This window comes from Hydrogenophaga borbori (assembly GCF_003417535.1).
GTDB lineage: Bacteria > Pseudomonadota > Gammaproteobacteria > Burkholderiales > Burkholderiaceae_C > Hydrogenophaga > Hydrogenophaga borbori.
Window position 1 is genome coordinate 393,915 of record NZ_QVLS01000003.1, and the last position, 25,669, is coordinate 419,583.

A 25,669-nucleotide genomic window follows, 5' to 3' on the forward strand; every position below is an offset into this window, starting at 1 on the left:
GCGCTTCAGGCGGCGTCGGCCTCTTCCTGCAGCCAGCGCAGCACGGGCACCGTGCCGGGCAACACGGGTTCGCACCGCACCGGCAGGCGCTCCCAGCGGCTGTCCTGGCCCTCGTGCATCTGCAGCTCCCCGGACCACTGGAACACCTTGCAGAAGTGCAGGCGCACGAGCCCGTGGGGGTAGTCGACCAGTTGGACGCGCCAGACCTGCGCCGGCCCGATGGTCAGGCCGATCTCTTCCTGCAGCTCGCGCCGCAGCGCCTGTTCCACGGTCTCACCGGCCTCGAGCTTGCCGCCCGGGAATTCCCAGTAGCCCGCGTACACCTTGCCCGCGGGGCGCGAGGTGAGCAGGAAGCGCCCCTGATCGTCAATGAGCACGCCGACGGCCACGTCCGTCGCGCCCTGGGCGGCGACGGCCTCGCGCCCACCGTCGACGACCAGCACCTCGGCGCTCACGCCCCGGCCTCGGCGCCGTGCGCGCCGGCGTAATCGCGCGCGAACTGATAGGCCACGCGGCCGCTGCGCGAGCCCCGCTCCAGCGCCCACACCAGGGCCTGCGGCCGCGCCGCCTCGATCGCCCCGGCCGCCACCCCGAAGGACGACAGCCACTGCGCGACGATGGCCAGGTACTCGTCCTGACTGAAGGGGTAGAAGCTGATCCACAGGCCGAAGCGCTCGGACAGCGAGATCTTTTCCTCGACCACCTCGCCAGGGTGCACCTCGCCGTCCGCCGTGTGCGTGTACGTGAGGTTCTCCTTCATGTACTCAGGCAGCAGGTGGCGGCGGTTGCTGGTGGCGTAGATCAGCACGTTGGCGCTGGAGGCCGAGACCGAGCCGTCGAGGATGGACTTGAGCGCCTTGTAGCCGGGCTCGCCGTCCTCGAAGCTGAGGTCGTCGCAATAGACGATGAATTTCTCGGGCCGGCCGGCCACCACCTCGACGATGTCGGGCAGGTCGACCAGGTCGCTCTTGTCGACCTCGATCAGCCGCAGGCCCTGCGCCGCATAAGCGTTGAGGCAGGCCTTGACCAGCGAGGATTTGCCCGTGCCGCGCGCGCCCGTCAGCAGCACGTTGTTGGCCGGCAGGCCCTTCACGAAGTGCTCGGTGTTGCGCTGGATGCGCTCCTTCTGCGGCTCCACTTCCTTCAGGTCGTCCAGTGCAATGCTGGCGACGTGGCGCACGGGCTCCAGCAGGCCATGGCCGCTGCTGCGCTTGCGGTAGCGGAACGCGTGGGACGCCGACCAGTCCGGCGCCGACAGCGGCCGCGGCAGCACGGATTCGATGCGGTCGATCAGGGCTTCGGCGCGCTGCATCAGGCGCTCGAACGAGGGGTTCATGAGCGGTAGTCGGCGTTGATGGTGACGTACTCGTGGCTGAAGTCGCAGGTCCAGACGGTGTCGCTGGCCGTGCCGCGGCCCAGGCCGATGCGCACCTCGATCTCCGCCGGCTTCATCACGCGCTGACCGTCTTCTTCGCGGTATTTGGGGTGGCGTCCGCCACGCGTCACCACGTGCACGTCGCCCAGCCACAGGTCGATGCCGCCCACGTCCAGGTCGTCGATGCCCGCATAGCCCACCGCTGCGAGGATGCGGCCCAGGTTGGGGTCGCTGGCGAAAAAGGCCGTCTTGACCAACGGCGAATGCGCCACCGAATAGGCCGCGCGCAGACACTCCGCCGTGTCGCGGCCGCCCTCCACGCGGATGGTGATGAACTTGGTGGCGCCCTCGCCGTCGCGCACGATGGCGTGCGCCAGGCGCTGGGCCAGGGGCGTGAGCGCGTCCAGCAGGGCGCGGCCCGACGGGCTGGACAGGTCGGTCACCGGCGGATGGCCCGCCTGGCCGGTGGCGATGACCACGAAAGAATCGTTGGTGCTGGTGTCGCCGTCGACCGTGACCCGGTTGAACGAGGCGTCGGCCAGGCGGCGGGCCAGCTCGTTCATGAGTTCGGGCGCCACTGCCGCATCGGTGGCCAGGAAGCCCAGCATGGTGGCCATGTTGGGCCGGATCATGCCGGCGCCCTTGGCGATGCCGGTGGCGCGCAGCGCGCGGCCCTCCAGCTCGAAGGACACGCTGGCAGCCTTGGGCAGGGTGTCCGTGGTCATGATGCCCTGGGCCGCGGCCAGCCACTGGGCGCCGGAGTCGTGCTGCGCCGAACAGGCGCTGGTCAGCGCCGCCGGCAGGCCGCCGAGCAGGCGGTCCATGGGCAGGGGCTCCATGATCACGCCGGTGGAGAACGGCAGCACCTGCTCGTGGTGCAGGCCCAGCGAGCGCGCCAGCGCGTTGCAGGTCTGGCGCGCGTCGGCCAGGCCGCTCTCACCCGTGCCCGCGTTCGCGTTGCCTGTGTTGATCACCAGCGCGCGCACGCCCTGGCCGCTGGCCAGGTGCTCGCGGCACACCTGCACCGGAGCCGCCGCGTAGCGGTTGCGCGTGAACACCGCGCCCACCGCGCTGCCCTCATCGAGCAGGAACACGGTGAGGTCCTTGCGGTTGGCCTTGCGGATGCCGGCTTCGGCGACACCGATGCGCACGCCCGCGATGGGCAGCAGATCGGCCACGGCGGGACTGGAGAGCTGGACAGGCATGAAAGGTTCTCGGATCGGGAAGGGGACGGCTGGCCAGGGCGCCAGCCGCTCAGTCGAGCCTGCCGTGGCAGTGCTTGTACTTCTTGCCGCTGCCGCAGGGGCAAGGATCGTTGCGCCCCACGCGCGGCACCTCGCCCGCCATCGCCTGGGCGACGGCGGCCTCGGGGCGGGTCTCGACCTCACCGGTCTCGGTGGGCGCCGTGTAGGTGACGTTGCTGATGGCCTCGGCGCGCTCTTCCAGCTGCTCGGCCGCCTGCGAGATCTGCTCGGCCGATTGAACGCGCACGTTCATGAGGATGCGGGTGACGTCGTTCTTCACGGAGTCGAGCAGCTGGCCGAACAACAGGAAGGCCTCGCGCTTGTACTCCTGCTTGGGCTGCTTCTGCGCATAGCCGCGCAGGTGGATGCCCTGGCGGAGGTAGTCCAGCGCGGCGATGTGCTCGCGCCACTGGGAATCGATGGTCTGCAGCAGCACCACGCGCTCGAACGAGGTGAAGTTCTGCTCGCCGACCTGGTCGACCTTGGACACGAACACCGCCTTCGCGGCCTCGCACACCCGCTCGGCGATGTTCTCGGCTTCGACCGCCTCCGACGCGGCCACCCAGCTCGCGAGCGGCACGTCCACCGCCCACTCCTCGCGCAGCGCCTTCTCCAGGCCGGGCAGGTCCCACTGCTCTTCCACGCTTTCCTCGGGCACGTACTGGTGCACCAGGTCGGTCATGGCGCCGTCGCGCAGCGCGTCGATCTGCGCGCGCAGGTCCTGCGCGTCGAGGATGTCGTTGCGCTGCTGGTAGATGACCTTGCGCTGGTCGTTGGCGACGTCGTCGTACTCCAGCAGCTGCTTGCGGATGTCGAAGTTGCGCGCTTCCACCTTGCGCTGCGCGCTTTCGATGCTGCGCGTGACGATGCCGGCCTCGATGGCCTCACCTTCGGGCATCTTCAGGCGGTCCATGATGGCGCGCACGCGGTCGCCCGCGAAGATGCGCATCAGCGGATCGTCCAGGCTCAGGTAGAAGCGGCTGGACCCCGGGTCGCCCTGGCGGCCCGAGCGGCCGCGCAGCTGGTTGTCGATGCGGCGCGACTCGTGGCGTTCGGTGGCGATGATGCGCAGGCCACCGAGCGCCACCACCTTCTCGTGGTCGGCCTGCCATTGCGCGCGCAGCGCCTCGGCGCGCGCGGCGCGGGTGGCCTCATCCAGCGAGGGGTCGGCCATCACGGCCTCGACCATCTTCTCAAGGTTGCCACCGAGCACGATGTCGGTGCCGCGGCCCGCCATGTTGGTGGCGATGGTGATGGCGCCTGGCCGACCGGCCTGCGCGATGATGTCCGCCTCGCGCGCGTGCTGCTTGGCGTTGAGCACCTGGTGCGGCAGCTTCGCCGCGTCGAGCAGCTGGGCAATGATCTCGGAGTTTTCGATCGACGAGGTGCCCACCAGCACCGGCTGGCCGCGCTCGTGGCATTCGCGGATGTCGGCGATCGCGGCGTCGTACTTTTCCTTGGTGGTCTTGTAGACGCGGTCGAGCTGGTCCTGGCGCTTGCTGACGCGGTTGGGCGGAATCACCACCGTCTCCAGGCCGTAGATCTCCTGGAATTCGTAGGCCTCGGTGTCGGCCGTGCCGGTCATGCCGGACAGCTTGCCGTACAGGCGGAAGTAGTTCTGGAACGTGATGGAGGCCAGGGTCTGGTTCTCGGGCTGGATGCCCACGCCCTCCTTCGCCTCAACCGCCTGGTGCAGGCCGTCGCTCCAGCGGCGGCCTGCCATCAGGCGGCCCGTGAACTCGTCGACGATGACGATCTCGCCGTTCTGGTTCACGTAGTGCTGGTCGCGGTGGAACAGGTGGTGCGCCTTGAGCGAGGTCACCAGGTGGTGCAGCAGCGCGATGTTCGCGGGGTCGTACAGCGAGGCGCCTTCGGGCAGCAGGCCGGCCTTGGACAGCAGGGCCTCGGCGTTCTCGTGGCCCTGTTCGGTGAGGTGCACCGAGCGCGCCTTCTCATCGAGCGTGAAGTCCCCCGGCTTGATCACGCCTTCGCCGGTGCGCGGGTCGGCCTCGCCTTCCTGGCGGCTGAGGTGCGGCACCAGGCGGTTGATGGCCACATAGACGGCCGTCTGGTCTTCGGCCTGGCCGCTGATGATCAGTGGCGTGCGGGCCTCGTCGATCAGGATGGAGTCCACCTCGTCGACGATCGCGTAGTGCAGGGGGCGCTGCACGCGGTCCGCGGCCTCGTAGACCATGTTGTCGCGCAGGTAGTCGAAGCCGTACTCGTTGTTGGTGCCGTAGGTGATGTCGGCGCGGTAGGCGGCCTGCTTCTCCTCGCGCTGCATCTGCGGCAGGTTCACGCCCACCGTCAGGCCGAGGAAGTTGTAGAGCTTGCCCATCCACTGGGCGTCGCGGTTGGCCAGGTAGTCGTTGACCGTCACCACGTGCACGCCCTGGCCGGCCAGGGCGTTCAGGTAAACCGGCAGCGTGGCCGTGAGCGTCTTGCCCTCGCCGGTGCGCATCTCGGCGATCTTGCCGCTGTGCAGAGCGATACCGCCCATGAGCTGCACGTCGAAATGGCGCATCTTCATGACGCGCTTGCTGGCCTCGCGCACGACCGCGAAGGCCTCGGGCAGGAGGGCGTCCAGCGTCTCACCCTGCGCCAGGCGCTGGCGGAAGGCCTCGGTCTTGGCCTTGAGTTCGTCGTCGCCGAGCTTCTCGAACTGCGGCTCCAGGGCATTGATGCGCTCGACCGTTTTGCGGAACTGCTTGAGCAGGCGGTCGTTACGGCTTCCGAAGAGCTTGGTGAGGAAATTGGTGGCCATATGAGGGCGTCCGGGAAGCCAGGCCGCGAGGCGCTGGCGTGGACAGCAAGGATCGATCGGAAGGACGCTTGCGCGCCCACGGCCTGCGACAACGGGGCACAAGGCCTCTACATGCCGGCGAACACGCGGCTTTCAAGCGCGAAACCGGCATTTTAGCGGCCGGCCCCGGCGCGTTTCAGCGCGCGCGTGGGGCGTTCGGCCCGGGGGGCGAGCGGGCCAGGGTTTCGCCGGCCTGCAGGAATTTCTGCGGGTTCTGCGGCACGCCCGCCACCCACACCTCGAAGTGCAGGTGCGGGCCGGTGGAGCGCCCGGTCGAGCCGACCTCGGCGATCTTCTGACCGCGCTTGACGATGTCGCCCTTCTTCACGAAGACCTTGGAGGTGTGGGCGTAGCGCGTCACCAGGTCGTTGCCGTGGTCGATCTCCACCAGGTTGCCATAGGCGGCGTGGTACTCCTGCGCGATGACCACGCCACCGGCGGCCGCCACGATGGACGTGCCCGTCTCCGCGGGAAAGTCCAGGCCCGTGTGCAGGGCGGACTGGCCGTTGATCGGGTCGATGCGAAAGCCGAAGCCCGAGCCCACCCGCCCGTCCACCACGGGTTTTTCCGTCGGTATCAGGGTGCTCTGGATTTTCTGGTCGAACAGACGCGATTCGATCGCGGTGAGCCAGTCCACGCGAGCGCCGCTGCCCGCGTCCGCCGCCTCCATCTCCCGCGCGAGCTCCTCCAGCGTGAGCGAGCGGTTGGAGACCAGCACACCGCCCGAACCGGGCAGCGGTGGCCGCGCCTGAGCGGGCTCCAGGCCGGCCAGGCCGGCGACGCGCTCACCGAGCGAGTCGATCTGCATCATGCGCGCTTGCATCTCGCCGAGCTTGCGCGCCATCGCATCGAGGTTGGCGCGCAGGTAGGCGTCGCGCTGGCCGGGGTCGTCGCGGTGCACCAGTCGCGCCACCGAAGCGAAGCCGGGCCAGCCCTGGCGAATGCCTTCCAGGAACACCCAGTGGTAGGTGGCCACCGCGCCGAACATGAGGCCCAGCACGGCCAGCACGGCCACGGCGATCAGCTTCCAGCCGTTCAGGTGCAGGGCCTGGCGGCGGGCGAGCCAGGCGTCGGTGATGATGATGTGCACGGCTGTGTTCCTTTGCTGAGCGACCCGCTCGACGCGGCACGACCGACTCGGTCAGAATGACCGCATGCCGACCCGACAATCCCCCTCCGTCTTCAGCCTGCAGGAGGCCGTTGGCGCCGCGCCTGGCCTGGCCGAACTGCAGGCCAGGATCCGCCAGTCGCAGCGCTGTCTCGATCTTGTTCGGGAGCGCATTCCCCATGCCCTGCGCACCCAGGTCACCGCCGGGCCCCTGCAGGACACCGAGTGGTGCCTGCTGGTTCGAAGCAGCGCGGCGGCGGCCAAGTTGCGGCAGCTGTTGCCTGCGCTGCGTGACGCATTGCACGAAAGCGGGGCGCAGGTTAGCGCAATCCGCATCAAAGTCCAAACGCCAGGCCGATGAGCGCGCCCGCCGGAAGACCGGGTGGTGCCGCTTGTCCGACTCGAACGGACGACCTATCGCTTACAAGGCGATTGCTCTACCAACTGAGCTAAAGCGGCCTGGGGCAGCGATTCTAGGTTCACTTCACCCGCTTGAGCTGCGGCCGGCCACCCGGACGGCCAGGACCGTCGCCGCCCGGCTCGGGCGGGGTCGGGTCGTCGGGCGTGACGGCCCGCAGCGACGACGGCGGGGCAGGCTCCGCAGCCGCCGGCGGCTGCGAGGGCGTCGGCGCGGGAAAGGCCATGCCTTGCCCGTTCTCGCGCGCGTAGATCGCGATGACGTGGGTGATCGGCACCACGATCTCCCGCGACACGCCGCCGAACCGCGCCTTGAAGGTGATGTACTCGTTGTCCAGGCGCAGGTCCTTGGTGGCCTCCATGCTCACGTTGAGCACGATCTCGCCGTTGCGCACGAACTCCATCGGTACCTGCACCGAGGCATCCACGTGCACGGCGATGTAGGGCGAGTACCCGTTGTCGCTGCACCATTCGTACAGCGCCCGGATGAGGTAGGGGCGGGTCGACGGGACCGGTGGCTCTGCCTGGGTCATGGCGCTGCGGCGGAACGGGCGCGCCTTACTTGCGCATGACCTTCTCGGACGGCGTCAGTGCCTCGATGTAGGCCGGGCGCGAGAAGATGCGCTCCGCGTACTTCAGCAGCGGCGCGGCGTTCTTGCTGAGCTCGATGCCGTAGAAGTCCAGGCGCCACAGCAGCGGCGCAATCGCCACGTCGAGCATGGAGAAGTTGTCGCCCAGCATGAACTTGTTCTTCATGAACACGGGCGCGAGCTGCGTGAGGCGGTCGCGGATGTGCGAGCGGGCTTTCTCCAGCGCCTTCTCATTGCCTTTGCTGGTGCGCGATTCGAGCACCGACACGTGCGTGAACAGCTCCTTCTCGAAGTTGAGCAGGAACAGGCGCACGCGCGCGCGATCGACCGGGTCACCCGGCATGAGCTGGGGGTGCGGGAAGCGCTCGTCGATGTACTCGTTGATGATGTTCGACTCGTACAGGATCAGGTCGCGCTCGACCAGGATCGGCACTTGGCCGTACGGGTTCATCACGGCGATGTCTTCGGGCTTGTTGTACAAGTCGACGTCGCGGATCTCGAAGTCCATGCCCTTTTCGAACAGCACGAAGCGGCAGCGGTGCGAATAGGGGCAGGTGGTGCCCGAGTACAAAACCATCATGGTTGGCGTCTCCTGAAACAGAAAACAGTGGCTTGCGATTGTGCCGCGTCGGCATCGCAAGCCACTGTGGGCGAAAAGGGGTGGATCGCACCCCGAGACGAAGGCTTACTTGACGTCTTTCCAGTACGCGGCGTTGAGGCGCCAGGCGACGACGGTGAAGAAGCCAAGGAAGATGAGCACCCACACGCCGATGCGCACGCGGTTTTTCGCGGCGGGCTCGGCCATCCACTGGAGGTAGGCCACCAGGTCGCCGACGTTCTGGTCGTACTGGGCCGGGGTCATGGTGCCAGGCTTGACCTGTTCCCAACCGCGCAGCACCTCGACTTCGTGGCCGTGGCTCTCCACCTTGTCGTAGACGGGCTTGCGCTCGCCCTGCAGCTCCCACAGGGGGTGCGGCATGCCGATATTGGGGAAGGCCTTGTTGTTCCAGCCCGTGGGCTTGGTGTCGTCGCGGTAGTAGGTGCGCAGCAGGGTGTAGAGGTAGTCGGGGCCGCTGCCGGCCGAGCTGGCGCGCGAACGGGCCACCAGGGTCAGGTCGGGCGGCACCTTGCCGAACCAGTCCTTGGCCATCTTGGGATCGATGGCCGCCTTCATGGTGTCGCCGATCTTGTCGGTGGCGAAGGTGAGGTTTTCGGCGATCTGCTTGTCGTTCAGGCCGATGTCGCGCAGGCGGTTGTAGCGCATGAAGGCCGCCGAGTGGCAGTTCAGGCAGTAGTTGACGAACAGCTTGGCGCCGTTCTGCAGCGCGGCCATGTCGTTGGTGCGTTGCGGGGCGCGGTCCAGCGGGATACCGGCGCCGGCGGCCAGGGCGGCGCCGCTCAGGCCCAGGGACAACGCGATGCCCAGAAGAATCTTTTTCATAACGTTCACTCTCCGGATGTCGTCGCGTTGGCTCAGTGCGGCTGGAAGGTCACCCGGTCGGGAACCGGCTTGAACTCGCCCAGGCGGCTCCACCACGGCATCAGCAGGAAGAAGCCGAAGTAGAACAGGGTGCCCACCTGCGACACGCGCTCGCCGATCGGCGAAGGCGCCTGGATGCCCAGGTAGCCCAGCACGAAGAAGTTGATGACGAACACGGTGTAGAGCCACTTGTTCCAGCTCGGGCGGTAGCGGATCGACTTGACCGGGCTGTTGTCGAGCCAGGGCAGGAAGAACAGGATGATCACGGCGGCGCCCATGACGATCACGCCCCAGAACTTGGCGTCGTAGGTCAGCATGGCGGCCGACACCAGGAGGGCGGCGACCACGATCACGCCCTTGAGCGCCGCGCTGACGCGGGCCTTGATCAGGCCGAACACGGCGGCCAGCACCACGCAGGCGACCAGCACGTACATGAACTCGGCGGTGATGGCGCGCAGCATCGAATAGAACGGCGTGAAGTACCAGACCGGTGCGATGTGCAGCGGCGTGGTCAGCGGGTCGGCCGGGATGAAGTTGTTGAACTCCAGGAAGTAGCCACCGAACTCGGGCGCAAAGAACACCACCGCCGAGAACACCATCAGGAAGACCGCCACGCCCAGGATGTCGTGCACGGTGTAGTAGGGGTGGAAGGGGATGCCGTCAACCGGCTTGCCCGAGGCGTCCTTGTTGGCCTTGATTTCCACGCCGTCGGGGTTGTTGGAGCCCACTTCGTGCAGGGCGATGATGTGCGCCACCACCAGGCCCAGCAGCACCAGCGGCACCGCGATGACGTGGAAGCTGAAGAAGCGGTTCAGCGTGGCGTCGCCCACCACGTAGTCGCCGCGGATCAGCAGGGCCAGGTCAGGACCGATGTAAGGAATGGCGGAGAACAGGTTCACGATCACCTGGGCGCCCCAGTAGGACATCTGGCCCCAGGGCAGCAGGTAGCCCATGAAGGCCTCGGCCATCAGGCACAGGAAAATCGCGCAACCGAACACCCAGACCAGCTCGCGCGGCTTGCGGTAGCTGCCGTACAGCAGGCCGCGGAACATGTGCAGGTAGACCACCACGAAGAACGCCGAGGCGCCGGTGGAGTGCATGTAGCGGATCAGCCAGCCCCAGGGCACGTCGCGCATGATGTACTCGACCGAGGCGAAGGCCACGTTCGCGTCGGGCTTGTAGTGCATCACCAGGAAGATGCCGGTGACGATCTGGATGACCAGCACCAGCAGCGCCAGCGAACCGAAGAAGTACCAGAAGTTGAAGTTCTTCGGCGCGTAGTACTCGGCGAGGTGCTCGTTGTAGAGCTTGGAGAGCGGGAACCGGTTGTCGACCCAGTTCAGCGCCTTCTGGCTCAGCGGTGCGTCGGGGGAGATTTCTTTGAATTCGGCCATGGCTTGCGTGCCTCGATGTTCCGTGGGTGTTCAGGCTCGATGGCGCGGCCTCAGGCCGGCTTTTCCTCGCCGATCAGCAGCATGTTGTCGGAGACGTAGTAATGCGGCGGGATCTCGAGGTTGTCGGGCGCGGGCTTGTTCTGGAACACGCGGCCGGCCAGATCGAACGTCGAACCGTGGCAGGCGCAGAGGAAGCCACCCAGCCAGTTGTCCGGCAGCGAGGGCTGCGGGCCGGGCGTGAACTTGTCGCCAGGCGAGCAGCCGAGGTGGGTGCAGATGCCGATGGCCACGAGGATTTCGGGCTTGATCGAGCGGGTGCGGTTCTTGGCGTACTCGGGCGTGGGGAACGCGGTGCGCTCGGACTTCGGATCGGCCAGCTGGGCCTCGTCCTTCTCCAGCGTCGCCAGCTGCTCGGGCGTGCGGCGCATCACCCACACCGGCTTGCCCCGCCATTCCACGATGCGCTTCTCGCCCGGGGCAATGGTGGAGACGTCCACCTGAACCGCCGCGCCCGCGGCCTTGGCGCGCTCGGAAGGCTGGAAGGAACTCACGAAGGGCACGGCGACAGCCGCGGCACCCACGCCACCCATGGCGCAGGAGGTGATCAGCCAGGTCCGGCGACTGTTGTCCACAGCGGCCTTGCCTTGGTTGGCGGGAGCTTCACTCATGGGGGACTTTCTCGTCTTGCGGGAGGGGAATCAGGGACAACCCGGCATTGTACTGGACCATGTCAAGGGTCCAGCCGGGTTTTGCCCGGGGCCCACCACCGGGGCGCGCCGGAATTCGCGTGTGACAATGCGCGCCCGACCACTACCCCCCCGGAGAAGGCACATGGGCATGATGCAGGAGTTCAAGGAGTTCGCCGTCAAGGGCAATGTCATCGATCTGGCCGTGGGCGTGATCATCGGCGGCGCCTTCGGCAAGATCGTCGGCTCACTGGTGGACGACGTGATCATGCCGGTGGTGGGCCTGGTGTTCGGCAAGCTCGACTTCAGCAACCTGTTCCTGGTGCTGGGCACGGCACCGGAGGGCACGGCCCGCACCCTGGCGGCCATGAAACAGGCTGGCGTGCCGGTGCTGGCGTATGGCAGCTTCATCACCGTGGCCATCAACTTCCTCATCCTGGCGTTCATCATTTTCCTGATGATCAAGCAGGTCAACCGCCTCAAGCGCGAAACCCCGCCGGCGCCCCCCGCAGCGCCCGCCGCGCCGCCCGAGGACATCGTCCTGCTGCGCGAAATCCGCGACAGCCTCAAGAAGTAAGGCCCCCGCCCTCCGGGGCGGCGGCCAGCGCGGCGTCGATGGCTGCCAGCAGGCTGTCCGCGCTGGCGCGCCCGCTGCCGGCGATGTCGAACGCCGTGCCATGGTCCGGGCTGGTGCGCACGAACGGCAGGCCCAGGGTGGTGTTCACGCCGTGTTCCAGGCCCAGCAGCTTCACGGGAATGAGCCCCTGGTCGTGGTACATCGCCACGACCACGTCGAAGGCGCCCTGGCGCGCCCGCATGAACACCGTGTCCGGCGGGTGCGGCCCGCTGGCCGCGATGCCCTGGGCGCGCGCCGCCCGCACAGCAGGCGCGATCGCTTCGATCTCTTCGCGCCCGAACAACCCACCCTCCCCCGCGTGCGGGTTCAGCCCAGCCACCGCAACGCGGGGCTGGGCCAGGCCGGCGCGGCGGAAATGCGCGTCGGTGATGCGGATGGTCTCCAGCACACCGTCGGTCGTCACCGCGGCCAGGGCCTCGCGCAGCGAGACGTGGATGCTCACCAGCACCGTGGCCAGGCCGGGCGCGCTGAGCATCATGCGCACCGGCAATGCCGCCGCGGGCACGCCCTGGTGCCGCGCCGCGAGGGCCTGCAGCAGCTCGGTGTGGCCGGGGTAAGGTTCACCGGCCGCCGCCAGCGCCTCCTTGTGGATGGGTGCCGTGACCAGGGCGCGCGCCCGGCCGTCCAGCGCCGCCTGGGTCCCCTGGCGAATGGCCGCCGCCGCCGCCCGGCCCGCCGCCGCGCTCACCTGGCCCCAGGCCGGTGGCACCAGCGCGTCTCCCGCCTGCCACACGCCCACGGCGCCGGGCGGCAGCCCGGCCCATTCGGCGGGTTCTTCCAGCTCGGCCAGCACCAGCCCCCTCTCGGCCGAGTCGGGCACCACGCCCAACCGCGCCGCGCGCCGCAGGCAGGCCATGTCGCCCACCACCACCACCTCGCGCCGCAGCGCGGGCCGCTCGCGCAAGGCGCGCCAGACGATTTCGGGGCCGATGCCCGCGGGATCGCCCATGCTGATCAGGACCGGGCGCTTCGCCATCACGCGGGGTTGGGAATGTCGATGAAGCGGTGCTCGAGGCCCAGCGCCGAGGCCACGTGGGCGGCGACGGCGGGGGCGCCATAGCGCTCGCTGGCGTGGTGCCCGCAGGCCAGGTAGGCCACGCCGCATTCGCGGGCGTAGTGGGCCTGGGGCTCGGAGATCTCGCCGGTGATGAAGGCGTCGGCACCGGCCGCGATGGCGGCCTCGAAATAGCCCTGGGCCCCGCCCGTGCACAGGCCGATGCGGCGCACCGTGTGGCCCGGCGGCGCCACCAGCGTCACCGGCCGCCCCAGGGCCTGTTCCACATGGGCCGCCAGCGCCTCGGCCGGTGCTGCGGGGCGCTGCCCCACGAAGCCAAGCGATTGGTCGCCGAAGCGCACGCCGTCCTCCAGCGCGATGTCCAGCACCCGGGCGAGTTGCGCGTTGTTGCCCAGCGTGGGGTGAGCGTCCAGCGGCAGGTGGTAGGCGATCAGGTTGATGTCGTGCGCCAGCAGGCGCGACAGGCGCTGCTTCATCCAGCCGGTGACCCGCCCGTCCTGGCCGCGCCAGAACAGCCCGTGGTGCACGAAGATGGCGTCGGCCTGCACCTCGATCGCGGCCTCGATCAGCGCCAGGCTGGCGGTGACGCCGCTGATCAGGCGGCGAACCTGCGCCCGCCCCTCCACCTGCAGGCCATTGGGCCCGTAGTCCTTGAACGGCGCGGGCTGCAGCAAGGCCTCAAAGGCGTGAACCAGGGTGTCTCGGGTGGTGCTCATGGGGGGAAGCCTGCGCGCGGCGGCTTGAAAAGCGGCATTCTGACAGCCACATACCCCTCAGCCGAATGCGGGACAATTCCACTCTTTCCTCCGCCGACTTTTCCATGAAACGACTCTGGCTCGTGTTTGCCCAAACCGTCACCGTGCTGGTGGCGGTGTTCTTCGTGGTGGCCACGCTGCAGCCGCAGTGGTTGGGCCGGCGCTCGCTGCCCTCGGTGGTGCCGGTGTTCGAAGCGCCGTCCAGCGCGCCCGCCGCGGCCGACCCAGGCACCGTGAGCCTGCGCGCCGCCGCCAAGACCGCCTCGCCGCCAGTGGTGAGCATCAACACCAGCAAGGCGCCGGCCAACAACCCGCACAGCGTCGACCCCTGGTTCCGCTTCTTCTTCGGCGACCAGGCCAACAGCCAGCCGCAGACTGGCCTGGGCTCGGGCGTGATCGTCAGCCCCGCCGGCTACGTGCTCACCAACAACCACGTGGTCGAGGAAGCCGACGAGATCCAGGTCAGCCTGAACGACGGCCGCCAGGCCGCCGCCAAGGTGATCGGCACCGACCCCGAGACCGATCTCGCGGTGCTCAAGATCGAGCTGCCCGACCTCCCCGTCATCACCCTGGGCAACTCCGACGGCCTGCAGGTCGGCGATCCCGTGCTGGCGATCGGCAACCCCTTCGGCGTGGGCCAGACCGTCACCAGCGGCATCGTCAGCGCCCTGGGCCGCACCCAGCTCGGCATCAACACCTTCGAGAATTTCATCCAGACCGACGCGGCCATCAACCCCGGCAACTCGGGCGGCGCCCTGGTCGACGTGCAGGGGCACCTGATGGGCATCAACACCGCCATCTACTCGCGCTCGGGCGGCTCCATGGGCATCGGCTTCGCCATCCCCACGTCCACCGCGCGCAGCGTGATGGAGGCCATCGTCAAGGAGGGCAAGGTCACGCGCGGCTGGATCGGCGTGGAGCCGCAGGACCTCACGCCCGAACTCGCCGAGAGCTTCGGCGTGGGCCGGCGCAGCGGCGTCATCATCACCGGCGTGCTGCAGAACGGCCCGGCGGCCCAGGCCGGCATTCGCCCGGGCGACGTGATCACGGCCGTCAAAGGCCAGGAAGTGAAGAACGTGCCGCAGCTGCTGGCGGCCGTGGCGGCGCTGCCGCCGGGCGAGAAGGCCCGGCTCGACGTGCTGCGCCGCGAAGCGTCGATGCAGATCGACGTGACGCCCGGCCGGCGCAACATCGCGCAGCAGACCATCAACCGCCGCTGAGGCCCCTGGCCTGCGCCGCGTCCGCCGTCAGGACGCGGTCTTCTCGTCGCTGGCCTCTTCGCCCTCGGCCTGCGTGCGCTTGACGAACAGCTGCGCGCCCCAGATACCGGCTTCGTACAGCACGATCATGGGCACCGCCAGCGCCAGCTGCGAGATCACGTCGGGCGGCGTGACGATGGCGGCGACGATGAAGGCGCCGACGATGAAGTAGCCGCGGAAATCCCGCAGCTTCTGCACCGACACCATGCCCATCTTCACCAGCAGCACCACCACGATGGGCACCTGGAACGCCAGGCCGAACGCCAGGTACAGGCCCAGAATCGCCTCGACGTAGGAAGCGATGTCGGGCGTGGCGGCCACGCTGGCCGGCGTGAACTTCTGGATGAAGCCGAACATCTTGTCGAGCACGAAGAACTGCACGAACGCAATGCCCGCGTAGGCCAGCAGGCTGCCCAGGGTGATCAGCGGCACGGCGAAACGCTTCTCGTGGCTGTACAGGCCCGGCGCGATGAAGGACCAGAGCTGGTACATCCACCAGGGCAGCGACAGCAGCACCGCCGCCATGGCCAGCACCTTCAGCGGCACGAAGAACGGCGAGAACACGCCCACGGCGATCAGCCGCGCCTCGGGCGGCATGTGGGCGCGGATGGGAATGGCGATCAGGTCGATGAGGCCGCTGGGGCCGGGCCACAGGGCCAGCGCGGCCATGCACACGGCCAGGCCGATGATGCTGTAGATCAGGCGGTCGCGCAGCTCCATCAGGTGCTGCACGAAAGGCTGTTCGGTACCGGCCAGCTCGTCGTCGGAATCGGGCTTGTTGGACATCAGGGCTTGCTGGACGGGCGGGGCCGGAAACGCGCCACGCGCGCGGCGCCCGACTGGGTGCGGGTGCGCACGCCCGTGCGCGCCTTGAACCACTGCGGCACGGCCTTCTGCTTCAGGCGGAAGTTCTTCTTCGGGTGTCGGTAGACCGGGTACACCCCTTGCCCGATGGCGTTCATGGCGTCCGCCTCGGTGGGCTCGCGCAGGGGTTCGTTGTCGAGGCCGGCGGTGGCATCCGACCAGGATTTCTCGAAATCGCTGGCACCGGACTCCACGGAAGACTGCACGTCGCGCGCCGCGGTCTCCACGGAGTCCTTCATCTTCTTGAGCTCTTCGAGCTCCATGGACCGGTTGACCTCGGCCTTGACGTCGGCCACGTAGCGCTGGGCCTTGCCCAGCAGCGCACCCACGGTGCGTGCCACACGCGGCAGCTTCTCGGGGCCGATGACGACGAGCGCCACTGCCCCGATGAGCGCGAGCTTGGATATGCCGAGGTCGATCATGGATCAGCCGCTGCGCCAGCGGCCCCGCCCGGTGCGCCCGTGGGGATCACGGGCCAGGAAGGGGCGCGGGCGAGGCGCCTCAGCTCTTTTGCTTGGCTTCGACGTCGATGGTGCCCTTGTCCGCAGAGCTGTTCTGCGTGACCTGGGCCGTGGGAGCGGCCGTGTCGGCGGGGTTCTGGCCGCCTTCCTTCATGCCGTCCTTGAAGCCCTTGACGGCGCCGCCGAGGTCGGAGCCGATGTTCTTGAGTTTCTTGGTCCCGAACACCATGACCACGATGAGCAGCACGATGAGCCAGTGCCAGATGGAAAACGTACCCATGTCAATCTCCAGAGAGGTGGGGTGAGCGCGCGCGCAATCCTGGGATTCTAAGCCGCCACCCGGGGTCCAACCGGCCATCCCGGCATGACACCGCGGGCCACAGGGATCAGCCCCGCACCCAGGGGCGGGGGCCGCCGATGACGTGCAGGTGCAGGTGGTGGACTTCCTGTCCACCCTCCTGGCCCGTGTTGCACACGATGCGGAATCCGCCTTCGGGATAAGGGTTGCAGCCCTGCTCCATCGCCAGCCTGGGGGCCAGGGTGAGCAGGCGGCCCATCAGGCGCTCGTGCTCGGGCCCGACCTGGGCCATGGAGGGGATATGCGCCTTGGGCACCATGAGGAAATGCACCGGCGCCCAGGGATTGATGTCGTGGAAGGCGAACACCTCATCGTCCTCGTAGACCTTGCGGGACGGGATCTGGCCGGCGACGATCTTGCAGAAGATGCAGTTCGGGTCGTGTGCGCTCATGGGTCGGTGGGCTTATTGCGGCATGGGGCGGTTGGCGTTCATGTTCACCATGCCCTTGACGATGCGGTAGAGAAACCAGATCGAGATCAGGCACCAGGCGATCCAGCCGGGCACGAAGAGCAGCAGCCAGAGGGGGATCGTCACCACGTACAGGATGGCGGCCCAGATGACCGAGCGGATGCGCCAGGAGAAGTGGCTGGCCTGCCAGGTGCCGGCGGCCTCGCCTTGCTTCACCAGGTCGATGATCAGCGCCACGATGAGCAGCGCGATGCCCGGCTGCGCCGAGGGCAGCACCGCGCCGACCGCCACGATGAGGTGCAGGATGTAGCTGAGCCAGCCCACGCTCTTGAGCGACTGGGCTTTCTCGTTGTCGGTGGTTTCCACGTCGATCACGTCGCTCATGGCATCACTCCTTCGCTTCGCGTTCGCGCACCTTGCGCAGGGCTTTTTCTTCCAGGCCACTCAGACCTTCGCGGCGCACCAGCTCGGCCACCACGTCGGACGGCCCGAGCCCGAAATGGGCCAGGGCGATCATGCTGTGGAACCAGAGGTCGGCCGTTTCGTTCACCAGCTTCTGGCGGTCGCTGCCGCCGTGCTCCAGGTCCTTGGCGGCCATCACGGCCTCGGTCGCTTCCTCGCCGATTTTCTTGAGGAAGGCCTCGGGGCCCTTGTGCAGCAGGCGCGCGACGTAGCTTTTCTCGGGATCACCGCCGTTCGCGGGCTTGCGGCTCTCGATCACGGCGGCCAGACGGGCCAGGTCGTCGGTGCTGGTCAATTGGATACCTCCGCGCAGCGCGCTGCGGTGCGAGCGACGTCGGACGGCCGTGCGTCGCTCATGCCTATTTGTAGATGGATTCCGGGTCTTTCAAGACCGGCTCCACGGTGACCCATTGGCCGTTCTCGTGGCGCTGGAAGAAGCAGCTGTGTCGGCCGGTGTGGCAGGCGATGCCCGGCTCGTGCCCCAGCTGCGTGACCTTGAGCAGCACCACGTCGTTGTCGCAGTCCAGGCGGATGTCGTGCACGGTCTGCACGTGGCCGGACTCCTCGCCCTTGAACCAGAGCTTGCGGCGCGAGCGGCTGTAGTACACCGCCCGGCCCAGCTCGGCGGTCTTGTGCAGGGCTTCGCGGTTCATCCAGGCGAACATCAGCACGTCGCCGGTGGCGGCTTCCTGCGCGATCACGGGCACCAGGCCCTGCTCGTCCCATTTCACGGCGTCGAGCCAGTCCATCACAACCTCACCGGAATGCCGCGCTCGGCCATGCGGGCCTTGGCCTGCGCGACCGTGTATTCGCCATAGTGGAAGATGCTGGCGGCCAGCACCGCGTCGGCGCCGCCCTGCTGCACGCCGTCGGCCAGATGGTCCAGGTTGCCCACGCCGCCGGAGGCGATGACGGGCACGCTCACCGCGTCGGCCACGGCGCGCGTGAGCGCCAGATCGAAACCCGACTTGGTGCCATCGCGGTCCATGCTGGTGAGCAGGATCTCGCCGGCGCCGAAATCGGCCATCTGCCTGGCCCAGGCCACGGCGTCGAGCCCGGTGTTCTTGCGCCCACCGTGGCTGTAGACGTCCCAGCCCTGGCCGTCGGCGCGGCACTTGGCGTCGATGGCGACCACGATGCACTGCGCGCCGTACTTGTCGGAGGCGTCGCGGATGACCTGCGGGTTGGCGATGGCCGCCGAGTTGAAGCTGGTCTTGTCGGCGCCCGCGTTGAGCAGGCGGCGCACGTCTTCCACCGTGCGCACGCCGCCGCCCACGGTGAGCGGTATGAAGACCTGAGAGGCCACCGCTTCGATGATGGGCAGGATCAGGTCGCGGCCGTCGCTGGTGGCGGTGATGTCGAGGAAGGTGAGCTCGTCGGCGCCCTGCTCGTTGTAGCGCGCCGCGATTTCCACCGGGTCGCCCGCGTCCCTCAGTTCGACGAAGTTCACGCCTTTGACGACACGGCCGCCGGTGACGTCCAGGCAGGGGATGATGCGTTTGGCGAGCATCAGGCCACGGCGCCGGGCCGCCCCCCGCAAGGCCGCCCCCCCTCGGGGGGCAGCGAACACACGAAGGGATGAGCGTGGGGGCGCAAATTAGCCATTCAGTTCGTCCGCGAGCTGCTGCGCGGCCTCGAAATCGAGGTCGCCGCTGTAGATGGAGCGGCCGCAGATCACGCCCTCCACGCCTTCGTCTTCCACCGCGCAGAGCTGGCGGATGTCGTCGAGCTTGGACAGCCCCCCCGAGGCGATGACCGGGATGGACAGGGACTGCGCCAGCTTGACCGTGGCCTCGATATTGATGCCGCTGAGCATGCCATCGCGCCCGATGTCGGTGTAGATGACGGATTCGACGCCGTAGTCTTCGAACTTCTTCGCCAGGTCGACCACCTCGTGGCCGGTGAGCTTGCTCCAGCCGTCGGTGGCGACCTTGCCGTCCTTGGCGTCCAGGCCCACGATGATGTGGCCGCCGAAGGCCGTGCAGGCGTCCTGCAGGAAGCCGGGATTCTTCACCGCCGCGGTGCCGATGATCACGTAGCGCAGGCCGGCGTCCAGGTAGCGCTCGATGGTGTCGAGGTCGCGGATGCCGCCGCCGAGCTGCACATCCACCTCGCTGCCGATCTCCTTGAGGATGGCGCGGATGGCCTGCTCGTTCTTCGGCTTGCCCGCGAAGGCGCCGTTCAGGTCGACCAGGTGCACGCGGCGCGCGCCTTTGTCGACCCAGTTGCGCGCCATGGCGGCCGGGTCGTCACTGAACACCGTGGATTGGTCCATGTCGCCCTGTTTGAGGCGAACGCAGTGGCCGTCCTTGAGGTCGATGGCGGGAATCAGCAGCATGGTCTTGGGCAGGCGCGGGTGCGCGGCTCAGGGGTTCCAGTGGAGGAAGTTGCGGTAGAGCGCGAGACCTTGGTCCGCGCTCTTTTCGGGGTGAAACTGGGTCGCAAAAATGTTAGCGCGCGACACCGCAGCTGCAAAGCGGCCGCCGTAGTCCGCTTCGCCGACCACGTGCTCGGGCCGCTCGGGCCGCGCGTAGTAGCTGTGCACGAAGTAGAAGTAGGCCCCGTCGGCAATGCCCGCCCACAAGGGGTGCACGCCGCGTCCCAGGTCGTGGAACACCCGGTTCCAGCCCATCTGCGGCACTTTGTAGCGGCTGCCGTCGGGCTGGCGCTGGCCTTCCAGCTCGAAACGCACCACCCGTCCGGGGATCAGGCCCAGGCCCTCGGTGGGCCCTTCGTCGCTGCGGTCCAGCAGCATCTGCATGCCCACGCAAACGCCGAACAGCGGCTTGTGCGCGCAGGCGTGCAGCACCGCGTCCTTCAGGCCCGAGGCCGCGAGCGCGCGCATGCAGTCGCCCATGTGGCCCTGGCCAGGCAGCACCACGCGCTCGGCGGCCATCACATCCTCGGCGCGCTGGGTCACGACCACTTCCACACCGCTGCCGCGCGCGGCGTGCAGCACGGCCTGCGACACCGAACGCAGATTGCCGCTCTCGTAGTCGACGACGGCGACCGTCCTGGCTTTCATCACGGGGAAGGGAACGGGTTCAGAGCGAACCTTTGGTGGAGGGGATCACGTCGCCCAGGCGGGGATCGCGCTCGAGGGCGAAACGCACGGCGCGCGCGAAGGCCTTGAACACCGTCTCGGCCTGGTGGTGCGCGTTCTCACCGTGCAGGTTGTCCACGTGCAGCGTGACGCCAGCGTGGTTCACGAAGCCCTGGAAAAACTCGTAGGTGAGCTGGGTGTCGAAGGCGCCGATCATGCCGGCCTTGAAGGGCACGCGCATGTGCAGGCCAGGGCGACCGGAGAAGTCGATCACCACCCGCGAGAGCGCCTCGTCGAGAGGCACGTAAGCGTGGCCGTAGCGGCGAATGCCCTTCTTGTCGCCCACGGCCTTGGCGAAGGCCTGGCCCAGGCTGATGCCCACGTCTTCCACGGTGTGGTGGCCATCGATGTGCAGGTCGCCCTTGGCGATGATCTCCAGATCGATCAGGCCGTGGCGCGCGATCTGGTCGAGCATGTGGTCGAAGAAACCAATGCCGGTGGACAGCACGGCGACGCCGCTGCCGTCCAGGTTGATGCGCACGCCGATCTGCGTTTCGTTGGTATTGCGCTGCACCTGGGCGGCGCGGTCACCGGGACCCGGCGTGGGGAAAGTGGGCGTGGTGGAGGTCATATGGCGGTCTGCAGGGCCTGGATGAGCCGGGCATTCTCGTCGGGGGTACCCACGGTGAGCCGCAGGCACTGGGCCAGCAGCGGGTGCATTTTAGAAACATTCTTCACCAGCAAGCCGCGTGCCTTGAGGCCATCGAAGGCGCGCTGCGCGTCGGGTACCCGCACCAGCACCATGTTGGCCTCGCTGGCAAAGGCCTGAACCTTGGGCAGGCGGGCCAGCGCGGCCATCAGCGCGTCGCGCTGCTCGCGGATCACACCCGCTTGCTGGGCGAACACCTCGGCGTGCTCCAGCGCAAACAGCGCGCACTCGGCGTTGAGCACGCTCACGTTGTAGGGCGGGCGCAGCTTGTCGAACTCGTGCACGAGGGCCGCCGGGCCCAGCAGGTAGCCGATGCGCACGCCGGCCAGGCCGAACTTGGAGAGCGTGCGCATGAGCAGCACGTGCGCGTTGGCCTCGGGCCGGGCGCGCATCTCGTCCAGCCAGGTGTGGCTGGAGAACGGCTGGTAGGCCTCGTCCACCACCACCAGCCCGCCGAAGCGGGCGGCCTCGGCGATGAGGCGGCGCATGACGTCCGGGTCGAAGCGGTTGGCCGTTGGGTTGTTCGGGTACGCCAGGTAGGTGATGGCGGGCTGGTGCGCGCGCATCGCGGCCCGCATGGCGGCCTCGTCGAGCGCGAAGTCGGCGGTGAGCGGCACGCCGTGGAAGGCCAGGCCCTGCAATTGCGCGCTCATGGCGTACATCACGAAGCCGGGCAGCGGGGCCAGCAGGCTGGCGCCGGGCAGGTCGCAGCCCATGGCCAGCAGGGAGATCAGCTCGTCGGAGCCATTGCCCAGCATCAGCGCGTGGCCGGCGGGCAGGTCCACGTAGCGCTCCAGCGCGCGCTTGAGTTCGTCGATGCGCGCACCAGGGTAGCGGTTGATGGCCACGGCGCCCAGGCGCCGACCCAGCTCGGCCTGCAGCTCGGGCGGCAGGGGGAAGGGGTTCTCCATCGCGTCCAGCTTGACCAGGCCGGCCGATTCCTGGATGGCGTAGGCCTGCATGGACTGGATGTCCTGGCGGATGCGCGCGAGCGGGTTGGGGTTCACGGGGCTGTTCATCGGGGATCGCCTCGCATCGGGGGTACGGTGGGCAGGCGGAGTTCGGCGGCGCGCGCGTGCGCCTGCAGACCTTCGCCGTAGGCCAGTTCGGCGGCCACGGTGCCCAGGGTCTGCGCGCCCCGCTCGCTCACCTCGATCAGGCTGCTGCGCTTCTGGAAGTCGTACACACCCAGCGGCGAGGAAAAGCGCGCGGTGCCGCTGGTGGGCAGCACGTGGTTGGGGCCGGCGCAGTAGTCGCCCAGGCTTTCGCTGGTGTAGGCGCCCAGGAAGATGGCGCCCGCGTGCTTGAGCAGCGGTTCCCAGCGGTGCGGCTCGGCGCTGGACACCTCCAGGTGCTCGGGCGCGATGCGGTTGCTGATGGCGCAGGCCTCGTCCATGTCGCGCGTGAGGATCAGCGCGCCGCGGTCGTTGAGGCTCTTGGCGATGATGGCCGCGCGCGGCATGGTGGGCAGCAGGCGGTGGATCGCGGCCATCACGGCCTCGATGTAGGCCGCGTCCGGGCACAGCAGGATGCTCTGCGCGAGCTCGTCGTGTTCGGCCTGGCTGAACAGGTCCATGGCCACCCAGTCGGCCGGCGTGCTGCCGTCGGCCAATACCAGGATCTCGCTCGGGCCGGCGATCATGTCGATGCCCACGGTGCCGAAGACGCGCTTCTTGGCGCTGGCCACGTAGGCGTTGCCCGGACCGGTGATCTTGTCGACCTTGGGCACGGTGGCGGTGCCGTAGGCCAGCGCGGCCACGGCCTGGGCGCCGCCGATGGTGAAAGCGCGCGTGACGCCGGCCACGTGGGCCGCCGCCAGCACGAGTTCGTTGCGCTCGCCGCGCGTGGCGGTGGCGGCGCCGCTGCCGCCTTCCACGCCACCGGTCGCCACGCTGCCGCGCACGGGCGTGGGCACCACCATGACGATCTCGGGCACGCCGGCCACGTGCGCGGGCACGGCGTTCATGATCAGGCTGGACGGGTAGGCCGCCTTGCCGCCGGGCACGTAGATGCCCACGCGGTCCAGCGGCGTGACCTTCTGGCCGAGCAGGGTGCCGTCCTCGTCTCGGTAGCTCCAGCTCTCGCCGTTGGCCTTCTTCTGCGCCTCGTGGTAGCGCCGCACGCGCGCGGCCGCGGACTGCAGGGCTTCGCGCTGGGCGGCGGGCAAGGCGTCGAAGGCGGCCTTGAAATCGGCCTGGCTGAGTTCGAGCTTGTCCACGCCGCTGGCCTGCAGGCCGTCGAAGCGCGCGGTGTACTCCAGCACGGCCGCGTCGCCGCGCTGGCGCACGTCGGCCAGGATGTCGGCCACCCGCTGCTCGATCGCGTGGTCCGTCTCGCTCGACCAATGCAGGCGCTCGGCAAAGCGCGCCTCGAAATCGGGCTGAGTGGTGGACAGGCGAAGGGGCTGGGCGGTCAGGGTCATGCGGTGGCGGGCTCCACGGCCCGGGCGAAGGCGTCGATGAGCGGGCGCAGCCGCGCCTGCTTGAGCTTGAGCGCGGCCTGGTTGACCACCAGGCGCGAGCTGATGTCCATGATGCGTTCGACCTCGATCAGGTTGTTGGCCTTGAGCGTATTGCCGGTGGACACCAGGTCCACGATGGCGTCGGCCAGGCCGGTGAGCGGGGCCAGTTCCATGCTGCCGTAGAGCTTGATCAGGTCCACGTGCACGCCCTTGCTGGCGAAGAACTCGCGCGCGATGGCGGTGTACTTGGTGGCCACACGCAGGCGCGAGCCCTGGCGCACGGCCGAGGCGTAGTCGAAGTCGGCCCGCACGGCCACGCTGACGCGGCAGCGCGCGATGTTCAGGTCCAGCGGCTGGTACAGGCCCTGGCCGCCGTGTTCGATCAGCGTGTCCTTGCCGGTCACGCCGAGATCGGCGCCGCCGTGCTCCACGTAGGTGGGCACGTCGGTGGCGCGCACCAGCACCACGCGCACGTCGGCCTGGCTGGTGGGCAGGATGAGCTTGCGCGACTTCTCGGGGTCTTCGAGCACCTCGATGCCGGCCGCGCGCAGCAGCGGCAGGGTCTCGTCGAAGATGCGGCCTTTGGACAGGGCAAGCGTGATGGACGGGCTCATTTGACGCGCTCGATGTCGGCGCCGATGGCGCGCAGCTTCACTTCCATCTGGTCGTAGCCGCGGTCCAGGTGGTAGATGCGGTCGACGGTGGTCTCGCCCTCGGCCACCAGGCCGGCGATCACCAGGCTGGCCGAGGCGCGCAGGTCGGTGGCCATCACGGTGGCGCCGGACAGGCGCGGCACCCCCTCCACCATCGCCACCTTGCCCTCGGTCTGGATGCGCGCGCCCAGGCGCACCAGCTCGTTCACGTGCATGAAGCGGTTCTCGAAGATGGTTTCGGTCACCTTGCTGGTGCCCTCGGCGATGCAGTTGACGGTCATGAACTGCGCCTGCATGTCGGTGGGAAAGCCCGGGTACTCGGTGGTGCGGAAGCTCTGCGCCTTCATGCGGCCCGAGGCGCGGATGCGGATGAAAGGCCCGGCCGCGTTGGCGCCCGCCTCGATCTCCGCGCCCGCCTCGGTGAGCTTGTCGATCACCGCGTCGAGGTGGTCGGCGCGGCCGCAACGCAGCAGCACGTCGCCGCCGGTGGCGGCCACCGCGCACAGGAAGGTGCCGGCCTCGATGCGGTCGGCCACCACCTGGTGGTCGCAGCCGCGCAGGCGGTCCACGCCCTGCACGTGGATGCGGCTGGTGCCGTGGCCTTCGATCTTCGCGCCCATGCGGATCAGCATCTCGGCGAGGTCGGTCACCTCGGGCTCCTGGGCGGCGTTCTCCAGCAGGGTCTCGCCCTCGGCCAGGGCCGCGGCCATCAGGAAGTTCTCGGTGCCGGTGACAGTGACCATGTCGGTGGCGATGCGCGCGCCGTGCAGGCGCGAGCGGCCCTGGGGCAGGCGCGCCACCATGTAGCCGTGCTCGACCACGATCTCCGCGCCCATGGCCTGCATGCCCTTGATGTGCTGGTCGACCGGGCGCGAGCCGATGGCGCAGCCGCCGGGCAGCGAGACGCGCGCGCGCCCGAAGCGCGCCAGCAGCGGCCCCAGCACCAGCACCGAGGCGCGCATGGTCTTCACCAGGTCGTACGGCGCCTCGGGGTTCAGACCGTCCGGCGCCTGCAAGCGGATGCCCCCGCGCTCGCCCAGCGTGTCGGTGCGCACGCCCATGTTGTTGAGCAGCTGGCGCATGGTGGCCACGTCGCGCAGGCGCGGCACGTTGGTCAGCGTCACGGCCTCCTCGGTGAGCAGGGCCGCACACAGTTCGGGCAGCGCGGCGTTCTTGGCGCCAGAAATCGGCACCTCGCCGCTGAGCTTGCGGCCGCCGCGGATCAGCAGTTTGTCCATGGTGTCAGTGTTGGGCCGCCCATTCGGCGGGGGTGAGGGTCTGCATCGACAGCGCGTGCACTTCGTCGGTGTGCATGCGCTGGCCCAGCGTGGCGTAGACGGCCTGGTGGCGCTGGATCAGGCGCTTGCCTTCGAAAGCCGGCGACACGATGACCGCGGACCAGTGGCGGCCGTCGCCCGTCACCTCGATGTGATGGCAGGCCAGGCCCCCGGCGATGAGGGATTGCAGTTGTTCGGCGGTCATGGGA

At 68.6% G+C, this 25,669-nt stretch carries 31 protein-coding genes and 1 tRNA gene; 3 read left to right on the top strand and 29 right to left on the bottom strand.

The genetic code is table 11. The features are described 5' to 3' along the window. Positions 1-5: 5 nt before the first annotated feature. From DY262_RS07640 to DY262_RS07660, 5 genes are all read right to left on the bottom strand, one after another. Positions 6-455 (bottom strand): (deoxy)nucleoside triphosphate pyrophosphohydrolase, encoded by a 450-nt coding sequence (locus DY262_RS07640; RefSeq protein WP_116958340.1) that lies wholly within the window; start codon positions 453-455, stop codon positions 6-8. Then, complete coding sequence (locus DY262_RS07645) at positions 452-1,336, bottom strand: ATP-binding protein (protein WP_116958341.1); 885 nt, start codon at positions 1,334-1,336, stop codon at positions 452-454. Before DY262_RS07645 ends, DY262_RS07640 begins: the two co-directional genes overlap by 4 nt. Next, positions 1,333-2,580: a bifunctional glutamate N-acetyltransferase/amino-acid acetyltransferase ArgJ gene (gene argJ, locus DY262_RS07650; RefSeq protein WP_116958342.1), complete on the bottom strand. Its 1,248-nt coding sequence runs from the start codon at positions 2,578-2,580 to the stop codon at positions 1,333-1,335. The genes DY262_RS07645 and argJ overlap by 4 nt, the downstream gene beginning before the upstream one ends. A gap of 49 nt (positions 2,581-2,629) precedes the next feature. After that, positions 2,630-5,383, bottom strand: a complete 2,754-nt coding sequence (gene secA / locus DY262_RS07655) for a preprotein translocase subunit SecA (RefSeq protein WP_116958343.1) — start codon at positions 5,381-5,383, stop codon at positions 2,630-2,632. 175 nt (positions 5,384-5,558) lie between these two features. Continuing rightward, positions 5,559-6,512: a M23 family metallopeptidase gene (locus DY262_RS07660; RefSeq protein WP_116958344.1), complete on the bottom strand. Its 954-nt coding sequence runs from the start codon at positions 6,510-6,512 to the stop codon at positions 5,559-5,561. 64 nt (positions 6,513-6,576) lie between these two features. Between DY262_RS07660 and DY262_RS07665 the strand changes: the two genes are divergently transcribed. Continuing rightward, complete coding sequence (locus DY262_RS07665; protein WP_116958345.1) at positions 6,577-6,891, top strand: DciA family protein; 315 nt, start codon at positions 6,577-6,579, stop codon at positions 6,889-6,891. A gap of 22 nt (positions 6,892-6,913) precedes the next feature. Here DY262_RS07665 and DY262_RS07670 read toward each other — a convergent pair. The 6 genes from DY262_RS07670 to petA all read right to left on the bottom strand — a co-directional run bounded on the left by DY262_RS07670 (position 6,914) and on the right by petA (position 11,079). Further along, a tRNA-Thr gene (locus tag DY262_RS07670) sits at positions 6,914-6,989 on the bottom strand. A gap of 20 nt (positions 6,990-7,009) precedes the next feature. Further along, a complete protein-coding gene (locus DY262_RS07675; protein ID WP_116958346.1) occupies positions 7,010-7,480 on the bottom strand; it encodes a ClpXP protease specificity-enhancing factor in 471 nt (156 codons plus the stop codon). A gap of 25 nt (positions 7,481-7,505) precedes the next feature. Beyond that, positions 7,506-8,117 (bottom strand): glutathione S-transferase N-terminal domain-containing protein, encoded by a 612-nt coding sequence (locus DY262_RS07680; RefSeq protein WP_116958347.1) that lies wholly within the window; start codon positions 8,115-8,117, stop codon positions 7,506-7,508. Between the two features lie 105 nt (positions 8,118-8,222). Continuing rightward, positions 8,223-8,978, bottom strand: coding sequence for a cytochrome c1 (locus tag DY262_RS07685; protein WP_116958348.1), 756 nt, complete (start codon positions 8,976-8,978; stop codon positions 8,223-8,225). A gap of 32 nt (positions 8,979-9,010) precedes the next feature. Then, a complete protein-coding gene (locus DY262_RS07690; RefSeq protein ID WP_116958349.1) occupies positions 9,011-10,411 on the bottom strand; it encodes a cytochrome b in 1,401 nt (466 codons plus the stop codon). A 50-nt stretch (positions 10,412-10,461) separates the two neighbouring features. Beyond that, complete coding sequence (gene petA / locus DY262_RS07695; RefSeq protein WP_070399129.1) at positions 10,462-11,079, bottom strand: ubiquinol-cytochrome c reductase iron-sulfur subunit; 618 nt, start codon at positions 11,077-11,079, stop codon at positions 10,462-10,464. A 163-nt stretch (positions 11,080-11,242) separates the two neighbouring features. On the opposite strand from petA, the gene mscL reads away from it, so the two are divergent. After that, positions 11,243-11,674, top strand: coding sequence for a large conductance mechanosensitive channel protein MscL (gene mscL / locus DY262_RS07700; protein WP_116958350.1), 432 nt, complete (start codon positions 11,243-11,245; stop codon positions 11,672-11,674). Here the strand turns inward: mscL and pdxA are convergent. Both pdxA and DY262_RS07710 read right to left on the bottom strand, forming a co-directional pair. Continuing rightward, positions 11,664-12,710, bottom strand: coding sequence for a 4-hydroxythreonine-4-phosphate dehydrogenase PdxA (gene pdxA / locus DY262_RS07705; RefSeq protein ID WP_116958351.1), 1,047 nt, complete (start codon positions 12,708-12,710; stop codon positions 11,664-11,666). The two genes, mscL and pdxA, sit on opposite strands and share 11 nt — an antisense overlap. Then, positions 12,710-13,465, bottom strand: a complete 756-nt coding sequence (locus tag DY262_RS07710) for a Nif3-like dinuclear metal center hexameric protein (RefSeq protein WP_116958352.1) — start codon at positions 13,463-13,465, stop codon at positions 12,710-12,712. The genes pdxA and DY262_RS07710 overlap by 1 nt, the downstream gene beginning before the upstream one ends. 104 nt (positions 13,466-13,569) lie before the next feature. Here DY262_RS07710 and DY262_RS07715 point away from each other — a divergent pair, with 104 nt between their 5' ends. After that, positions 13,570-14,724 (top strand): Do family serine endopeptidase, encoded by a 1,155-nt coding sequence (locus DY262_RS07715; protein WP_116958353.1) that lies wholly within the window; start codon positions 13,570-13,572, stop codon positions 14,722-14,724. A gap of 27 nt (positions 14,725-14,751) precedes the next feature. Here DY262_RS07715 and tatC read toward each other — a convergent pair whose 3' ends face one another. From tatC to DY262_RS07795, 16 genes are all read right to left on the bottom strand, one after another. Continuing rightward, the gene (gene tatC / locus DY262_RS07720; protein ID WP_116958354.1) at positions 14,752-15,549 is read right to left on the bottom strand and encodes a twin-arginine translocase subunit TatC; all 798 of its coding nucleotides are present in this window, start codon (positions 15,547-15,549) and stop codon (positions 14,752-14,754) included. Continuing rightward, positions 15,549-16,049 (bottom strand): Sec-independent protein translocase protein TatB, encoded by a 501-nt coding sequence (gene tatB, locus DY262_RS07725; RefSeq protein WP_070399133.1) that lies wholly within the window; start codon positions 16,047-16,049, stop codon positions 15,549-15,551. Before tatB ends, tatC begins: the two co-directional genes overlap by 1 nt. A 79-nt stretch (positions 16,050-16,128) precedes the next feature. Then, complete coding sequence (gene tatA / locus DY262_RS07730) at positions 16,129-16,368, bottom strand: Sec-independent protein translocase subunit TatA (RefSeq protein ID WP_116958355.1); 240 nt, start codon at positions 16,366-16,368, stop codon at positions 16,129-16,131. Positions 16,369-16,474: 106 nt separating this feature from the next. Then, positions 16,475-16,837, bottom strand: coding sequence for a histidine triad nucleotide-binding protein (locus DY262_RS07735; protein WP_116958356.1), 363 nt, complete (start codon positions 16,835-16,837; stop codon positions 16,475-16,477). A 12-nt stretch (positions 16,838-16,849) separates the two neighbouring features. After that, positions 16,850-17,239, bottom strand: a complete 390-nt coding sequence (locus tag DY262_RS07740; protein WP_116958357.1) for a DUF4870 family protein — start codon at positions 17,237-17,239, stop codon at positions 16,850-16,852. A 4-nt stretch (positions 17,240-17,243) separates the two neighbouring features. After that, entirely contained in the window at positions 17,244-17,612 is a 369-nt protein-coding gene (locus tag DY262_RS07745) for a phosphoribosyl-ATP diphosphatase (RefSeq protein WP_116958358.1), read from the bottom strand. A 64-nt stretch (positions 17,613-17,676) separates the two neighbouring features. Next, positions 17,677-18,066 (bottom strand): phosphoribosyl-AMP cyclohydrolase, encoded by a 390-nt coding sequence (gene hisI, locus DY262_RS07750; RefSeq protein ID WP_116958359.1) that lies wholly within the window; start codon positions 18,064-18,066, stop codon positions 17,677-17,679. Beyond that, entirely contained in the window at positions 18,066-18,827 is a 762-nt protein-coding gene (hisF, locus tag DY262_RS07755; RefSeq protein WP_116958360.1) for an imidazole glycerol phosphate synthase subunit HisF, read from the bottom strand. Before hisF ends, hisI begins: the two co-directional genes overlap by 1 nt. A gap of 87 nt (positions 18,828-18,914) precedes the next feature. Continuing rightward, positions 18,915-19,655 (bottom strand): 1-(5-phosphoribosyl)-5-[(5-phosphoribosylamino)methylideneamino]imidazole-4-carboxamide isomerase, encoded by a 741-nt coding sequence (hisA, locus tag DY262_RS07760; protein ID WP_116958361.1) that lies wholly within the window; start codon positions 19,653-19,655, stop codon positions 18,915-18,917. A gap of 27 nt (positions 19,656-19,682) precedes the next feature. Next, on the bottom strand, positions 19,683-20,342 hold the full coding sequence (gene hisH, locus DY262_RS07765) for an imidazole glycerol phosphate synthase subunit HisH (RefSeq protein WP_116958362.1): 660 nt from the start codon (positions 20,340-20,342) through the stop codon (positions 19,683-19,685). Positions 20,343-20,361: 19 nt separating this feature from the next. Beyond that, positions 20,362-20,991: an imidazoleglycerol-phosphate dehydratase HisB gene (gene hisB / locus DY262_RS07770; protein WP_116958363.1), complete on the bottom strand. Its 630-nt coding sequence runs from the start codon at positions 20,989-20,991 to the stop codon at positions 20,362-20,364. Then, positions 20,988-22,088 carry a histidinol-phosphate transaminase gene (hisC, locus tag DY262_RS07775; RefSeq protein ID WP_116958364.1) on the bottom strand — a complete coding sequence of 367 codons (1,101 nt, stop codon included), beginning with the start codon at positions 22,086-22,088 and terminating at the stop codon, positions 20,988-20,990. Before hisC ends, hisB begins: the two co-directional genes overlap by 4 nt. Further along, the gene (gene hisD, locus DY262_RS07780; protein ID WP_116958365.1) at positions 22,085-23,491 is read right to left on the bottom strand and encodes a histidinol dehydrogenase; all 1,407 of its coding nucleotides are present in this window, start codon (positions 23,489-23,491) and stop codon (positions 22,085-22,087) included. The genes hisC and hisD overlap by 4 nt, the downstream gene beginning before the upstream one ends. Further along, positions 23,488-24,144: an ATP phosphoribosyltransferase gene (gene hisG / locus DY262_RS07785; RefSeq protein ID WP_116958366.1), complete on the bottom strand. Its 657-nt coding sequence runs from the start codon at positions 24,142-24,144 to the stop codon at positions 23,488-23,490. Before hisG ends, hisD begins: the two co-directional genes overlap by 4 nt. Next, on the bottom strand, positions 24,141-25,421 hold the full coding sequence (murA, locus tag DY262_RS07790) for a UDP-N-acetylglucosamine 1-carboxyvinyltransferase (protein WP_116958367.1): 1,281 nt from the start codon (positions 25,419-25,421) through the stop codon (positions 24,141-24,143). The genes hisG and murA overlap by 4 nt, the downstream gene beginning before the upstream one ends. A gap of 4 nt (positions 25,422-25,425) precedes the next feature. Further along, positions 25,426-25,665: a BolA family protein gene (locus tag DY262_RS07795; RefSeq protein WP_070399146.1), complete on the bottom strand. Its 240-nt coding sequence runs from the start codon at positions 25,663-25,665 to the stop codon at positions 25,426-25,428. Positions 25,666-25,669: the final 4 nt, after the last annotated feature.